This is a genomic window from Pedobacter sp. ok626 (genome assembly GCF_900100435.1).
Classification (GTDB): domain Bacteria; phylum Bacteroidota; class Bacteroidia; order Sphingobacteriales; family Sphingobacteriaceae; genus Pedobacter.
On record NZ_FNEX01000003.1, the window covers coordinates 91,374 to 106,498 of the forward strand.

The 15,125-nt window shown below is 40.5% G+C and carries 17 protein-coding genes; 4 read left to right on the top strand and 13 right to left on the bottom strand.

Annotated elements, in window-relative coordinates; genetic code table 11:
* Positions 1-40: 40 nt before the first annotated feature.
* The 5 genes from BLS35_RS04685 to BLS35_RS04705 all read right to left on the bottom strand — a co-directional run bounded on the left by BLS35_RS04685 (position 41) and on the right by BLS35_RS04705 (position 6,881).
* On the bottom strand, positions 41-3,226 hold the full coding sequence (locus tag BLS35_RS04685) for an error-prone DNA polymerase (protein WP_090778316.1): 3,186 nt from the start codon (positions 3,224-3,226) through the stop codon (positions 41-43).
* A gap of 6 nt (positions 3,227-3,232) precedes the next feature.
* Positions 3,233-4,741 carry a Y-family DNA polymerase gene (locus BLS35_RS04690; protein ID WP_090778318.1) on the bottom strand — a complete coding sequence of 503 codons (1,509 nt, stop codon included), beginning with the start codon at positions 4,739-4,741 and terminating at the stop codon, positions 3,233-3,235.
* A gap of 2 nt (positions 4,742-4,743) precedes the next feature.
* Positions 4,744-5,472 carry an ImuA family protein gene (locus tag BLS35_RS04695; RefSeq protein ID WP_090778320.1) on the bottom strand — a complete coding sequence of 243 codons (729 nt, stop codon included), beginning with the start codon at positions 5,470-5,472 and terminating at the stop codon, positions 4,744-4,746.
* A gap of 106 nt (positions 5,473-5,578) precedes the next feature.
* On the bottom strand, positions 5,579-6,208 hold the full coding sequence (locus BLS35_RS04700; RefSeq protein ID WP_090778322.1) for a hypothetical protein: 630 nt from the start codon (positions 6,206-6,208) through the stop codon (positions 5,579-5,581).
* A gap of 13 nt (positions 6,209-6,221) precedes the next feature.
* Positions 6,222-6,881 (bottom strand): Crp/Fnr family transcriptional regulator, encoded by a 660-nt coding sequence (locus BLS35_RS04705; RefSeq protein WP_090778324.1) that lies wholly within the window; start codon positions 6,879-6,881, stop codon positions 6,222-6,224.
* Positions 6,882-7,239: 358 nt separating this feature from the next.
* Here BLS35_RS04705 and BLS35_RS04710 point away from each other — a divergent pair, with 358 nt between their 5' ends.
* The gene (locus BLS35_RS04710; RefSeq protein ID WP_090778325.1) at positions 7,240-7,881 is read left to right on the top strand and encodes a DUF6266 family protein; all 642 of its coding nucleotides are present in this window, start codon (positions 7,240-7,242) and stop codon (positions 7,879-7,881) included.
* 17 nt (positions 7,882-7,898) lie between these two features.
* Positions 7,899-8,159 (top strand): MerR family transcriptional regulator, encoded by a 261-nt coding sequence (locus BLS35_RS04715; RefSeq protein WP_090778328.1) that lies wholly within the window; start codon positions 7,899-7,901, stop codon positions 8,157-8,159.
* A 1-nt stretch (position 8,160) separates the two neighbouring features.
* Here the strand turns inward: BLS35_RS04715 and BLS35_RS04720 are convergent, their stop codons facing one another.
* A complete protein-coding gene (locus BLS35_RS04720; protein ID WP_132225929.1) occupies positions 8,161-8,619 on the bottom strand; it encodes a hypothetical protein in 459 nt (152 codons plus the stop codon).
* A 552-nt stretch (positions 8,620-9,171) separates the two neighbouring features.
* On the opposite strand from BLS35_RS04720, the gene BLS35_RS04725 reads away from it, so the two are divergent.
* Complete coding sequence (locus tag BLS35_RS04725) at positions 9,172-9,678, top strand: hypothetical protein (protein WP_090778332.1); 507 nt, start codon at positions 9,172-9,174, stop codon at positions 9,676-9,678.
* Positions 9,679-9,757: 79 nt separating this feature from the next.
* Here the strand turns inward: BLS35_RS04725 and BLS35_RS04730 are convergent, their stop codons facing one another.
* Positions 9,758-10,102: a hypothetical protein gene (locus BLS35_RS04730; protein ID WP_090778334.1), complete on the bottom strand. Its 345-nt coding sequence runs from the start codon at positions 10,100-10,102 to the stop codon at positions 9,758-9,760.
* Between the two features lie 41 nt (positions 10,103-10,143).
* Positions 10,144-10,545, bottom strand: a complete 402-nt coding sequence (locus BLS35_RS04735) for a hypothetical protein (protein ID WP_090778336.1) — start codon at positions 10,543-10,545, stop codon at positions 10,144-10,146.
* Between the two features lie 73 nt (positions 10,546-10,618).
* On the opposite strand from BLS35_RS04735, the gene pepE reads away from it, so the two are divergent.
* The gene (pepE, locus tag BLS35_RS04740) at positions 10,619-11,329 is read left to right on the top strand and encodes a dipeptidase PepE (RefSeq protein ID WP_090778338.1); all 711 of its coding nucleotides are present in this window, start codon (positions 10,619-10,621) and stop codon (positions 11,327-11,329) included.
* Between the two features lie 50 nt (positions 11,330-11,379).
* Here the strand turns inward: pepE and BLS35_RS04745 are convergent, their stop codons facing one another.
* The 5 genes from BLS35_RS04745 to BLS35_RS04765 all read right to left on the bottom strand — a co-directional run bounded on the left by BLS35_RS04745 (position 11,380) and on the right by BLS35_RS04765 (position 15,024).
* Positions 11,380-12,012, bottom strand: a complete 633-nt coding sequence (locus BLS35_RS04745; protein WP_090778340.1) for an RloB family protein — start codon at positions 12,010-12,012, stop codon at positions 11,380-11,382.
* Positions 12,002-13,315 (bottom strand): AAA family ATPase, encoded by a 1,314-nt coding sequence (locus BLS35_RS04750; RefSeq protein WP_090778342.1) that lies wholly within the window; start codon positions 13,313-13,315, stop codon positions 12,002-12,004. Before BLS35_RS04750 ends, BLS35_RS04745 begins: the two co-directional genes overlap by 11 nt.
* A gap of 239 nt (positions 13,316-13,554) precedes the next feature.
* A complete protein-coding gene (locus tag BLS35_RS04755; RefSeq protein WP_090778344.1) occupies positions 13,555-14,016 on the bottom strand; it encodes an NUDIX hydrolase in 462 nt (153 codons plus the stop codon).
* A gap of 14 nt (positions 14,017-14,030) precedes the next feature.
* On the bottom strand, positions 14,031-14,459 hold the full coding sequence (locus BLS35_RS04760) for a GNAT family N-acetyltransferase (RefSeq protein ID WP_090778346.1): 429 nt from the start codon (positions 14,457-14,459) through the stop codon (positions 14,031-14,033).
* 40 nt (positions 14,460-14,499) lie between these two features.
* On the bottom strand, positions 14,500-15,024 hold the full coding sequence (locus BLS35_RS04765) for a DUF2199 domain-containing protein (protein ID WP_090778348.1): 525 nt from the start codon (positions 15,022-15,024) through the stop codon (positions 14,500-14,502).
* Positions 15,025-15,125 lie beyond the last annotated feature (101 nt).

The following is a 15,125-nucleotide window of genomic DNA, read 5'->3' on the forward strand; positions in this document are numbered from 1 at the left end:
TCGTTCAAATTATTGGCAAGTCTTGGATAGATCTAATTTATTACCTAAAATTCCTTCCTCCATGAAAGGCCTCATTAGGCGCACTCTTTTCATCTGAGCGGGATAAAGTCAGTACAGGTAGATCATCCTGCTCTCGTTGCACAAGTTTACCAAGCATTTTAGTCAGGTCCACACATTTACTAACAATCACGTGCACCACTAGCCCCTCCCGCTGTAATCGTCCTTCTACCATCAACAACCTGGAATGCAGTATCTCCTTGCGATAAGTCTCAAACAGTTTCTCAAAAACCACCAGATTCGAATAACCGGTTTCATCTTCGATGGTAATAAAACACACGCCTCCGGCAGTACCGGGGCGCTGGCGAACCAGTACCAATCCAGCTACTTTGACCAGTTGCCCATTGCTTGAATCATTATTGATCGTATGTGTAGATAAAATGCGTAGCATTTCCAATTGCGGCCGTACAAAGCTCACCGGATGCGCTTTCAATGACAAGCCAACAGTCGCATAATCTTGCACCACATGCTCAGCTTGTGTCATCAAAGGCAATTCGACCTGTGCTTCGAGTACACTTTCTGAAGGTTGCCCTTTAAAAATCTCCACCGGCATATCCTGCAAAGCAGTAACCTCCCAAAGTGCCTTCCTTCGGTCAAGACCAATGGAGCGAAATGCATCCGCATCCGCTAGCCGTTCTAATGTTCCAATACTAATGCCTGCATCACGCAAGGATGTAATCGTTTTATAACCTTCAGCCCTGTTATCTACCAGAACATTCATTTCATCTTCTCGAAGCCCTTTGATCTCGCGAAAACCCAATCGAACTGCATAATACCTTCCCGATTTTTCTTCCAACAGATTATCCCAGGTCGAAAAATTAATATCCGCCGGACGAACCTCAACACCATGCTTTTGCGCATCGATGACAATCTGTGCAGGCTGGTAAAATCCCATTGGCATGCTGTTCAATAAGCCCACTGCAAAGGCATCCGGATAATAATGTTTCAGCCAGCAGGACACGTAAACCAGCAATGCAAAACTAGCAGCATGGCTTTCCGGAAAACCATAACTACCAAAACCTTCCAATTGCTTAAAAATTCGCTTGGCAAACTCCTCCGTATAGCCCTTCTCCATCATCCCATCAATAAGCTTCCTTTCGTATTGATTTACCAGCCCTTTGGACTTAAAAGTCGCCATACTGCGACGCAAGCCATCAGCCTCAGCAGGTGTAAACCCGGCTGCGACAATCGCAATCTTCATGGCCTGCTCCTGAAATAAGGGTACGCCTAAAGTCCTGCCCAAAATCTCTTTCAATTCCGGAGAGGGATAAACAATGGGCTCCTCACCATTTCGCCGCCTCAAATAAGGATGAACCATATCACCCTGAATCGGTCCGGGTCTGACAATGGCCACTTCAATAACCAGGTCATAAAATACCCTGGGTTTTAAACGCGGTAACATGGACATCTGTGCTCGACTTTCAATCTGAAAAACGCCCAGCGTATCGGCCAGGCAGATCATGTCATAAACCGCAGGGTCATCCTGGGGTACATTGGCAAGGGTGAGGTTCAGCCCGTAATGTTGTTTACATAAATCGAAGCCCTTACGAATGCAGGTGAGCATCCCCAAAGCCAGCACATCAACTTTTAAAAAGCCCAATGCGTCAATATCGTCTTTATTCCATTCAATATTGGTCCGGTCTTCCATTCTGGCATTCAGTATCGGGCATAAATCAGTCAGTTGACCATTGGTCACCACAAATCCCCCTGTATGCTGACCGAGTTGGCGGGGAAAGCCCATCATCTGCGCGGTGAGTTCCAAGGTCTTTTTCAAATGGGGATCCCGCGGATTCAGCCCTAGTTCAGTAATACGCTTACCTTCAAACCATTCATCGGTAAACTCCCAGATCGAATTGGAAAGCCGGTTAATGGTATCTACCGATAGACCCATTGCCTTACCTACATCACGAATCGCGCCCTTCTGATGCAGCTGAGTAACCGTAGCCACAATAGCCGCACGGTCGCGCCCATATTTATCGTAGATGTACTGGATGATCTCTTCCCGTCTTTCGTGTTCAAAGTCTACATCAATGTCCGGCGGCTCATTTCTATCTGAAGAAATAAAGCGCTCAAACAGCAACTCAAATTTCATGGGATTTACTGAAGTAATGCCCAGGCAAAAGCAAACAGCCGAGTTTGCTGCAGATCCCCGCCCCTGGCATAATATCCCACGACTACGTGCTTCTCTAACGATATCCTCTACGAAAAGGAAATAATTCGCATAATCCATTTTTTTTACGAACTCCATTTCATGAGCGATCATCTTCACAACTTTCTCCGGGACAATCTCCCCGTAAAAATCATGTGCACCTTTCCAGCAAAGGTATTCCAGCTCTTCCTGTGGCATTCGCCCGCTTTGGTTAATTTCTGCCGGATAGACATACCTGAGCTCGTCTAAGGAAAAACCACATGCCTCTGAAATCTCCAATGTACTGTGTAATGCCTGGGGATATTTGCGAAACAGCCGGTGCATCTCTCCTACTGGTTTCATATAGCGTTCTGCATTCATATGCAGTCGGAAACCAGCTTCCTGAATGGTACATTTCTCTCTTACACAAGTTAGTACATCCTGCAACTCCCTACGGGAAGGATCATGGTAATGCACGTCGCCAGTAGCCACCATTAGAATACCAAAGCGATCTGAGAGTTGCTGAATCCGAAACATCAGTTTTTCATCATAACCAGAATACGACATACTTGCAGAGAGATATAGCTGTCCAGTTAAGGCCTCGTGATATTGTGCGAGCGCATTCACAAAATCATCTTCAAATTTGAACCTACGATCCAGCTGATTAGGTGTAACTACGGTAAACAACATCCCCTTGCCGTGTTCATAAACATCTGCCCGGGAGATATGGCATTCCCCTTTTTCAGCACGCAGATTGCCTTTAGTTAATAAGGCTGACAGTCGACCATAAGCTTCCTTATCCGTAGGATAGGCCAATAAACTTGGGCCGTCTAGCAGGTCCAGTCTACAGGCCGGGATAAAACCCAACCCTTTTTCCTTCGCAGCAGCATGTGCGCGCACAATACCTGCTAAAGTATTTCGATCTGTAACCGCTATTTTCTTATACCCCAAAATCGCAGCCTGAGCCACTAGCTCATGTGCATGTGAAGCGCCCCGAAGGAAACTAAAATTCGACGTCATCTGTAACTCACTATATTCCATAACCCTCTACGCAAAAAATCCATGAACAAACCATTGAAAAGACTGATTGGCACCATAATGTCCCGACCGATACAGCCAGTACCGACGACCGCTGGCATCCTCTACCCGATAATAATCCCGGTGTTCACCAGCATCCAGCCACCATTCCCTTTCGATGCGCTCAGGGCCGTCGGCTTTGACCACCTGATGTTGCTCACCTTTATAAATGAAAAATTTTGGAGGATGATCCGGAATCAAAGCCATTACCTGTATAACTTCCGGACGGGGCAATAGCTCTGTAGGCCTGGGTTTATCCATATTCCAGTTCATTACCCTCAGTTCTGTTAATGAACGCGCCCTGCCTGCCGACCGCTCCGGCCAGTAATGCGCTTCCGGTATATAACGATGTACCGCAGCAGCACCAAGCTTGCCGCTTACCCGGTCGATCAACTGTAAAATACTCTTATTGTTTAGTCCCGGCTTGCTATTCCATAGGATTTCCTGGGGAACTTCTAAGGCATCCACCTTTACCGCTTCGAGCTCAAAGAGTTCAATTCCCAATGCAGGTTTAATCTGGTCGATTTTCAACTGAAAAAGTTTGAACAAATGTGCCACACTATGAGAAGCCCCACTGGTCCCTATAGCAATCTGTACGATTTTGCCGTCAATCCGGTAAGCAGTCAATAGCCCGGAACGTAAACCTAGGCCTTCAGTTTGCAGACGTTTACACAAGACTTCCAGTAGCCTGGTAATCGCGATCTCAATTCCGGTCTTGGTTTTGATCGGCTCCAGAGAAGCCAGTCGCTCCCGGAAGGGAACTGGCTGCCGTAAGGCTTGCAGTACTTCCTCCTCTGTTCCCAGCGCCTGCGCCAGTCGCAGCAAAAATGCTTCACCAAAACGCCTGCGCAAGACCGACCTGGGCATTCCTATAAAACTTCTAATCTGGTAAAACCCCAGTTTTCTAAGTTTAGAAAGCGTTGATTCTTCCAATCGTAAAGCCTCTGGAGGTAAAAGCTGTAAAGCTTCGACATGCTCATCTGGAGCAATAAGCGGCGTGACTTTTCCAAAGCGCGATACCGCCCAGGCTGCGCCAGGTGTATCCGCAATCGCCAGGCGAACCGTATAGCCCTTACTTTTTAACCTGGAAATAATTTCCTTTAAATATTCACGCTCGCCACCCCAAAGGTGTGCGCAACCACTTACTTCCAGCATCAGGCCATCCATACTGAATTCATCAATCGCGACAATCGGTGCATAACGAATACAATACTCACCCAATCCTTTAAGTAGTTTCCCCGCACGACCGACTTTATCATCCAATACTTCCAGACCGGGACAAATCGCTTTGGCATCTGCCGCTGACATTCCTGATGTTACCTCATGTTCAGCGGCAAGCTGGCTGACCGCCGTAACGATCATCCTGCCATGATCGGGGGCAGCAAAAACAAAGGGCACTTCCTTTAATTCCGGCCGCCATATCAGCTGCCAGTCCGCCAGTAAATGACGAAACCATATGGAAATAAACCTCCGCTGCATGATTAACCAACTTTCTCCTGTACCCTTTGAACAAAAACTTTTTGCGCAGGAACCTGTAAAAATCTGTCCGCCTCCCATTCCAATACCCAGCTTCCTGGATTGCCGCTTCTGACTTTTAACAAGTCTACGCGCCAGCGAGGAAAGCCAACCCCAGGCATCCCCTGTTCAGCAGAACTGGGCAATGGAGAAATCTGCCAACGCGCAGTCGACACACCCGCAACCAATCTTTTGGGATCTTTGCGTATAATCATTGCAGGAATGCCCTGCTGCTCTGCAGCCAGCTGGAGTCGCCTGGATTCTACTAAACTCAAGCTATCTACTTCAGCCACTACTGCTGCCAGGCCTTCACAACGCAATGCTTCTTCCATCACCCATAGCACCTCGCGATCATTCCGTACATCTACGAAAATGATACGGTCGGCCTCGACATTAAAGGCAGCTAGCGAGGGTGGAAAAAGTCGACGTGCTGTACTGATCCATACACAACCCGTCCCATCAGCCATCAATACAGACAATAATCCAGCAATAAAACCATCAGTGGCAGCCGTTTGATCAGGCGCTGCACAAATAAATTCATGAATAGCCTTTCTGGGAAATACCCCGCCTGGAAAGGCCGCTTCAATTTCACCAAGTCCAACACACTGCGCAGCTTCCCCTTCAGCAGGCTTAAAACCTTGCCACAGCAGTAAATCCTGCCGCAGCTTGTTTAGAATTTCTAGTTTAGCTTCCATGACTTCCAATTTATAATACTAATATAATTAGCTTAACAAAAATAACACAACAAAGTTAATGCTAAAAATATTAGTATTTATAAAAATCTTTTGGAAAGGATGTCATTTATTTGGATTTGGTGATCATTAAAGCCCTAAATCCATCAAGACTCTTCTTTAAATCCACGATTAAGTTGATGAGTAAGTCCACATTGTTATCATCCCGATTCAATAGTCTGAAATTATCCATATCTGGTAGATCTAACTGAGCTTTCAATACACGTGGTATTTTGTAACTCTGAGCCGTTAAAGTACAAGCGTATAAAGATAAAGTAGCTATAATACCCGCTAAAGTGCGATCATAGTAGGGTATTAATTTCTTATAGCTTTTAGACTGCTTATAAACCAAACGATAGGTTTTGAATCTCCAGGCTTGGGCAACAATGAATTCGTTCGACAAATCTGCTACTTCATCTATTCCGAATCTTAAGGCTATTTCAAGCTTATAGTCGATAAGTTTTTCCATTGCGGTAAGCACACTTTGAACAACAGGATCTTCAATTTTGAGAAAGAAATCATGATCATCTATAGATTGTTCCCAAGGATTTTTAAAATCCTTGGCATACAATCTAAGAGATTTCTTAAACGTAAAATGATAAACGAATTCATAAACATCCGAATGCATATAAGTCACTTGCACCCCCAAACCTCTAATGCAGAGGTTCAAATCAAAAGGATCATTTCTTGATATTTTCATAATGCGATTCTCCTTAAACAAGTTGCAATTCTTGTTCGTCCATAATCTCTCTGCGAAGCTTACTTAATCTCGGGCCGCTTAGCATCAGATACGAACTGATTACTTTCTGCATGATCATCTTTTTATCTGTCAGCTGCAATCCGGGAAAGACTCTATAAAACTCTATTACCCGATCTTTACCAATAAATCTTAGTAAACGATCCCGCTCCTGATACTTACGCCCCTGATAAGCAAGAATCATCTCTGTAATCCGTTCCCGTTCTGGATACTGTTCATAAATATCTTCTACATCTACTGCATTAATTTCCAGCAGGTGCGTATCTGGACAAGCCATTAAAAAAACATTACCAGGCTCCCCTGTCATAAAGCTATCAGGCAGCATGGCTATTTCACCCGCCTCAAAAATAGTGTGTACCGAGAATCCGTGGTTTTGATCGTAATAGAAGGCAAACACAATTCCTTTGCTGATAAACCAGCATTTATCGCAAATCTCATCGGCTTTTAACAAATAGGGGTTCCGCTTGCTATAATACCCTGTCAATTTATCTTTTAAATGTGTGCGGTACTGGATGGATCCTGAAGAAATACTAGATAAGTAATTGAAAAACTGATCGTAGTAGGCCGGACTAATTAGCTCTTTGCGAACAAGAGCGCTATTCTTGTATTCTTTCATCGTGATAGCGTTAGTTGATATAAGGTTGATTATTCCAAATCTAATAACTTCACAGAACACTATTTTTAACATATATTAAAAATAGTTGACTTTTTTAAAATAGTTTGAGCATTCAAACTTAATCATCAAGTCTGGAAGTTTCCTTATAGTTAAAGCAAAGTGCCCATATAATGAACGGCATTTGAACGGCTTATGAACGGACATTGAACGGACACTCAACGGGTGGAGCCGTTCAGCTTCCGTTGAACGCTGGTTAATTAGAACTCAAGTGATTTTCTTTTAGCAATACTCAGATCGAACACAGCTAGCTTGACAATCAAAGAGTTAGTCTCTACATTTAGAAAAAAAAACAAAAATTATGGCAAGACTTAACAATGGCATATTAGGCAGCATTAATGGCAAGGTGGGAAATGTAGAGGGTTATGTGCGCTATGGAAAAGCCTATCTAAGGACTAAAAAAAGGAAATCCAAAGTTCCTCCAACTATCAATCGACTTACCTGCCGCAAACGAATGTCGGTAGTAAACAATTTCGTCAACAGCATGACCGATTATGTACGAATCGGTTTTGAGGGGGCTGCTGATGGCAAACCTTTCTCTCCCAATAACGCTGCTAAATCGTATCAGTTGCGAAATGCCTTACAGGGTGAGTACCCAGAGATTAGTATTTTTTACCCTGGCGTACGCTTAACCCAGGGGAGCATCGAAAATCCAGCAAATACAAAAGCAGTAGTAGAAGGCAATGGTATCCGTTTTACCTGGGACTATCATCCTGTATTTAACTGGGATGATAGGCGTGCACAGGTCATGCTACTGGTTTATATAGAAGAAAGCGGCAAAGCAATTAGCTTACTTAGTGGCGCACGTTATACCGAAATGACAGAGTTTATGGAAATGCCGGCCGACGTAAAGGGCTTAAACCTCCACGCCTATTTGTCTTTTATCGCCGACGATAGGAAAAACATTAGCAACAGCATATACCTAGGTAACCATGTTTTATAAATCCCTAAATATAATCTATGACAATAATTTTAAAACGCATTGAATTTATGCTCCAAACTTATTTTGAAGAACAACGAGCAGCACGACTACAGATGTATGAAGCCGCCAACAAAGAAAAATGGTTAGATTCCCAAACGGTTAAGCTAATGCTGCGTAAGGGCGATAGAACCTTGTTTAACTATGTCCAAAGTGGCAAGCTGATCAGTAAAAAAATTGGTGGTGCCAATTTTTATCTCCAAAGCAGCGTAATGAACTTCTTGGAAAGGACTAACGCATGAATTATTTTTTTTGGATGCGAGGGCGTGCCATTAATTTATTTAAGTTGAATTCTTCAGTCCAATACACTTCAAACGTATGTTTCGCATAGGCCTTAAAATGAGCGATGCCATTGGCTGTGATGAGCAGCTGATGCGCTTCCTGTTGATTCTCTGGATGCTGAAATGTGCGTTCTTCCTCCGGGCTTAAGGTAACATATGCCCAGTCTTCGTGCGAGCTTAAGATTTCTTTCATTAAGGCGCCATGATCCGCAGTCTTATAATAGCTTAGTGAGGCATCCCAAAAACTATGACAGCTGAAGTTCTCGTCAGCTTTAAATTTACCAATCGCTTCTAAGCGAGATTTAATGAGCGCTTTCCAGGACGCGGTTGCATATATAATAGCAAATTCTACACGGTCCGAATCACTACTGGAGTTGGCTTTAATTAATACATGTTCAGTTGGTTTCCTTGATCTTTTCATTTGGTGGTCCATTTTCAGGTTAATGCTGATATTAATGGAATCCAATAAGGAGGGAATATTTACAGATATGATGATAGGTGATTCATCATTTTTCAGCGCTAAGCAGAAATAATTAAACAAAAAAGCGTGGAGCCCCACTTACCGATCTAGAGGCCCTAGGAGGCCGGGAACGAATAAGCAGAGCTCACGCAAAGCGTGAGCACTTTTCACTTATCCTCTCATTCCCATTGAAATTTCCTAGGTTTCTAGATCGAGATTCTTAAGTGCTAAATGCTTCAAATATTTTGAAGATTCGGCAAAAATATAATATTAGCTTGTTACATACATTTTTATTTTATCAAATATACATATTTTAAACTAAATGATACAAATATTTCTAAAATATTAATTATTGTAATAGTTTATCACATTTTGGATGAATTCTCAAAATTTTGAGGCGTTTAAAACGATTGATCTATTCTTACATTATCCCATTTACATAATTCAAAGTGTTTTTTCTGTGAACATGTGCGGATAACTTTTATATTAGTCTATCGAATCAATTAACGCAATATGAAACTCTTACCTTACGATAACATCGAAATCTTCAGTCCCCTAAGTCCTGCCGAAGCGCAGTCCGCTTTGGAACAAGAAGTAAAAAAGCGCAAGCCTTTTAGTTTTAAATTTATATCATCAGGATCAGATCCTTATTTCTATGGATTCGTCGAAAACAACCGATTCAGACTTCATCGCAACATCAATTACAGAAACTCTTTTCTCCCTACCATTAACGGAAGCATCACCAACGATCTGAATGGATGTAAAGTTGTTGTAAAGATGCGACTAATGGCGTTTGTCTTAGTTTTCATTACATTATGGCTGTCTGGAGTATTTTTTGCCTGCATATTTTTGACGAGCAAATTAATCATCGAAGGAAATTATGGTCCAGAAATGCTGATTCCATTTGGTATGTTAATTATGGGATATGGTCTTACTATGGGCGCTTTTCATTATGAGGCCAGGAAGGCGAAGGCAAAATTACTTGAGTTATTTAAGGGCACAACAAAAAGAGCATACTGACCAATACAAATCCAATATTATCGGATATTCCGCTGCATAGTAAACCTAGATGATAACAATGCATATATATGCATTGTTATCATCTAGGTTTACTGTCAATTATGGATTGTAAACGATCCAATGACGTCCTAAAACCAATAACAAGCTTTAACCTTCCTTGATCGCCTAACTTCTCAAATAAAGGAATTAAATCTGCATTGATCTTCGATTTCCTTTCTGCAATCATCTGCTCTAGTCTATTTAAATTGGAGCCACCCATTTGCTTATCTGGCAACAACTGATAAATTCTAATTGCATTGGATAGCGCTTTTTCAATTAAAAAAAACTGTCGATTCACCATTGCATGAACTTTCCTTTTATAATCAGCAATTTCACTTAATAATAGATCTAGCTCGTCAAATGCAGCCTCTTCAAGCTCGCTCATAGTATAATAATATTAGTTTCGGCAAACTTAAAAAATAAAAGTTAAAACTCATCAGCAGTAGAGCGTGTAGTCAGATCTATAAAAGTAAAAGTCACTTCAGCAGACTCTTCATCAATCACAAAATCTACAGCTTCCTCAACAGTACGTTCCGAATCCATGTCTGAACAGGCAAAATGATATTCCAGAAGATAAGAGAAATAAGCTTTTCCAGTTCCTTTTTCCTCATCATACTCCACATCATCCAATTCAAGATCTGAAACTATCGGAGCGCCACCCTCCTCTGAATGATAAGCCAGCAAAAGTCCAATCAACTCATCTTCGGGGCTTTCATCATTATAACTTCCGCTAAACAAAACTTCATTTAAGAACTCCTTTATGCTCAATTCACCTTCTTGCAGCGATTCATAATCATCCTGCTGGTAATCTAATTTTAGTGTCGCCATACAATTACAAAATAACAACTTAATCTCTATTTAATCCTATTCCTAGCCTAGAATTTTTCATTAGCTTCGCCATATGAAAAATGTAATTCTAGCCAGTACATCAAGTTTATTTGGTGAAGCTTATCTTGAATATCTGAAATCAGAAGTGGAAATTTTATTTCAAGGGATTTCTGAACTTATTTTTGTACCCTATGCCAGACCAAGTGGCATTAGTCATGATGAATACACGCAAAAAGTAGCTGAATTTTTTGAACCAATTGGGATCAAAGTAAAGGGATTACACCGTTTCGAAGATCCCGCACATGCATTGAAAAATGCTGAAGCCATTTTTACTGGCGGTGGCAATACGTTTTTATTGGTAAAACAATTGCACGACCAGAAACTAATGAATGTTTTAAAAGAAGTTGTTGAAAATGGCGTTCCTTATTTAGGTACCAGTGCTGGAAGTAATATAGGTGGTTTAAATATGCAGAACACAAATGATATGCCCATAGTATATCCACCAAGTTTTAATACACTAGGGCTTATTCCTTTTAATTTAAATGCACATTACCTGGATCCTGACCCCAATTCAAAGCATAATGGAGAGACCAGAGAAACCCGGATTAAAGAGTTTCATGTCTTCAATAAGGTACCTGTATTGGGTTTAAGAGAAGGTAGCTGGATTCGTGTAAAAGGAGACAAAATTACTACAGAAGGCATGTTTTCTTCCAGAGTATTTCTTCCTGAATTGCCCCCCTATGAAATTGAACCTGGAACTGTTTGTGCATTTGAAAGCCTTTAAAATCCTCATACAGAAATGACTGCAACTGATCGATTGACTACCTAATTCAATTAAATGGCTGTATTAATTTGATCAAGGTTAAAAAAATTAAACATTTCACACATTCCTGTATGGGGATTATCAAATGAAAAAGACCCTATTTTTTTAGCATTTGCAATTGCTGTTTTTAAACGAGGCCTCAACATTAGATAAATATCATTGTCTTGTTTGGTGTAAAATTTTTCGGTCTTTGCATAGTCTGGTAAATGCCTCTTTAATTGGCTGATAGCGTCATCGCACTTGCTGAAAAATTTGGTTGTTGGTTCGAAATGAAGCAACAACCAATATTCAAAACACGGATTATTTACAATCACCATTACATTTTTTTCCTTTTTAAGGGCTTCGCAATACTCCCTAAACTGAACCATCGCTGGTTTGTTCCCTTTCTTAGTTTTTTTATCCTCAGCTAAAATAACATCCAGGTCAACTATCCAAATCACTTTGTCGTAGTGTCTGGCACTTTCTTTTACATTTTCAAACTGATCTGCAAGTTTCTTCTTCTGGGGAATTTCTGGCTTCAAGTGTACACTTAGCGATCTGTTATTTCTCAAAAGCATTTGAAAGTACCTAAATTCAGTCTCTCCATCTACTATTATAGCATATGTCTTTTTCCCTTTAAAGGATATATTAGCACTACTCCTCATTATCAAGATCTATGTAGTAATCACCAAGATTAGGTATACCACCCAGTTTACCAGTTTTATATGCATTATAAACGTTACTTGTATCTCTAATCACAGAACTATTAAAATCAGCAAGAGAATAAAGTTCGGTAGCACAAGACTCGCCTTTGTTCGCAAACCAGATCACATCATTTCTAAAAACGTCTCTTCTATTTAACAACTCTCTATTATGAGTAGTAAATAACAACTGTGAGCTCTTAACATTTATCAAAAATGAAAGTATAAAATGTAAATATAGGTCTGGATGTAGCGAAGACTCCAATTCATCAATTGGAAATACAACAGAATTTTTGATCAACAAGGCCAACAAACCCGCGAATCCATAATATCTCCTCGTGCCTTGAGATTCCAATTCTAAAGGAAGCCGATATTTAGCCCCTTCAACATAATGTTCGAGACTGACATCCATAGCAGTAACCTTGCCTCTTGTTCTCAAATTTTCAATTTCCTGCTTTACTTCTTTTATCTTATCCGTTTTTTCCAAGAATTCAATAAGACCATCTGGAATGCTTTCTTCACTTTTACTAATAATGATATCAGAAATATGGAAGTCGGCTTTTTTAAGAATCTCTACTACATGTTTCTTTTCAATTCCACCATGATCAATATTCCTGGTAATAAAACCTCCTAATGAAGTATTGGTGAGAATTAAAGGCCTTAAGTAGACTTGAAACCACGTTTGAGCTTCTGTTAATTCATGATTTTCGAGATTAGTTTTTAGAAAGCCTCCAAGCACTGTATTGTTCCACAATGTATTAGCTTCCAAAACCTTATCAAAGGTTTTATCTTTTTTAATTTTACTACCAAAAGAAATATTTGAAAATTGTTTATCCAGATCAGTAGTCCTACTGTAAACTCTTGCTTTATTTGGGTTAAAATAATAAAGTTCTTCAGTAATTATGGCCTTTTCTGTAAATGTTACCTGATAAGAATATCTAATGCTATTTTGTAGAAAGTCGATACTTAACTCGGAATTTTCATTTGGAGTATTTGGATCAAAAAGAAATGGCTTAAAATCAAGCAATTCAGTTTTCTTATCTTCAGGTTCTAAAACTAAATCTCTTAAAAATTCTAATGCCATCAAAATGGTGGTTTTCCCAGAGGCATTCGCACCATAAATCATAGCCATTTTTAAAAGCCTTAAATTGTTTGGCCCATGAATAACGTAGTAATCTTCGAGATCATCGGACTTGGTCGCTTCAAATGACAAGGTCTGTTTATCCTTGATCGAACCGAAGTTCTTAATGCTAAATTCAATAATCATAGCAGATATATATTATTTTAACAAATATAACTAAAAAACTACATTATCTACATTTCCATGCCATTTATTGTAAATCACTTACATAAATTGATATAAAAAAATACGATTACTACACATTATGTAATCCTATCCATACCTCCGGAAGCGTTTCGGATATCTCCTGTCCTTGAATAAGTAGCCTCCAGCAACGTAGAAACACTATTAGTGCCAGCACTTCCACAGGGAAATACGAATCTAATTCAGGGCTTAACCACATTTTCTAACTCAGCCAAAAAGGATTGCTGGCGCTCATTTATATAAATCCTAGCCTCAGTCAAAGAAAACCATCTAGCCTGATCCACCTCTGGAAAATCAGTCATCTTTCCCGATTTAGGCGGCCATTCGATAGTAAAAGTATTAGAAGCAATATGAGAAGCATCCAGATCACCAAGAACCGCCCAGCAATGCACAACCTTACCACCCTTTTGCAGCACAGATTTCAAAGGCTTAAATTCCCCCTCAGGCAAATAACCAGTCTCCTCCTTAAACTCCCTTAAAGCTGTATCAAAAGCCTGCTCGTCAGCCATCACCTCCCCTTTCGGCACAGTCCACCAACCCTTATCCTTATTCCGAAAAAACGGGCCTCCAGGATGAACCAGTAACACTTCAAGTTTCTTTTCCGTAAACCGATACAACAATAAACCTGCGCTTTGTGTAGCCATAAATTACTTCTCTTCTAACCTTCCACTCGTTTTTTTAATGTATAGGTAACCATATCAGTTACATTAGTATGCTTGTTATTATAACATTTATCCTCTAATTGAAAACCAAGCGCTTCCAACAGGCCGACAGAACGGTCATTGACCCCTGACGGAAATGCAGTAATCAACTTTGCGTTTAATCCATCGAATGTATATTCAATAACCTTCTTCAAAGCCTCTTTCATCAGCCCCCTTCCCCTAAATTCAGGAAGCATTTCATAACCGATCTCCACAATTTCATTTTGAACATCAAAATTCCAGCAACAAATAGTACCAATCAAACTATTTTCCTCTTTCAAGGTGATCACCCAGTACAAGCTTTCCTTCCTTTCAACCATGTTCTCTATTTTTGCAATAAACTCCCGGCTTTGTGATAAATTAGTGGGGGTTTCCCGCCCAACCATAATGTTTACTGCCTCGTCGCAGCGCAATCGATGGATAGATTCAAGATATAACTTTACTCATTGCCGCAATCCTGCGTTCTGCCTCCTCCAACGAAATACCTGCAAAATAATCACGAACGAATGGATGATCAGGGTTTGCATGCGGAACAATCTCAGGCCGCTGATTTCCTTTCTTAGTGTTCACATTCATTGGAATTGAGCCACTGTATTCATAGTCTGGAAGCCAATTGGATAACCAACCAAAGTAGGTCACTTCATGATTTTCATTATCAAAATTATCACTATAATCCACAAAACTTGTTTCACTCAATGAAACCCAAACGCCGTAATCCAGTCCTTCACAGTTCCCAATTACTTTTTGGTTTAAAGTCACCCTTATAAAAAAGTCCGTTTGATCCGGAGAATCAATCACACAAAAATCATCGTTAAGCTCTGTTTGTCCGTACTGCTTTTTCTCCTCAGTCAGCTCGCCATAATTTGAAGGGCATGGGAAAGTCAAAGCTGGCCATCCGGCATGTTTTTCCCCACATAATGTACAAGTGAAAGTTACAGGTTCACTATTCATAATTTTCTATTTTACGTTTAACTCCAAAAATAAAATTAATTTTCCATAGAATTCAATGCCCAACAGCTCTTGAACACCGATTCTATTCTATTTCTAATTTA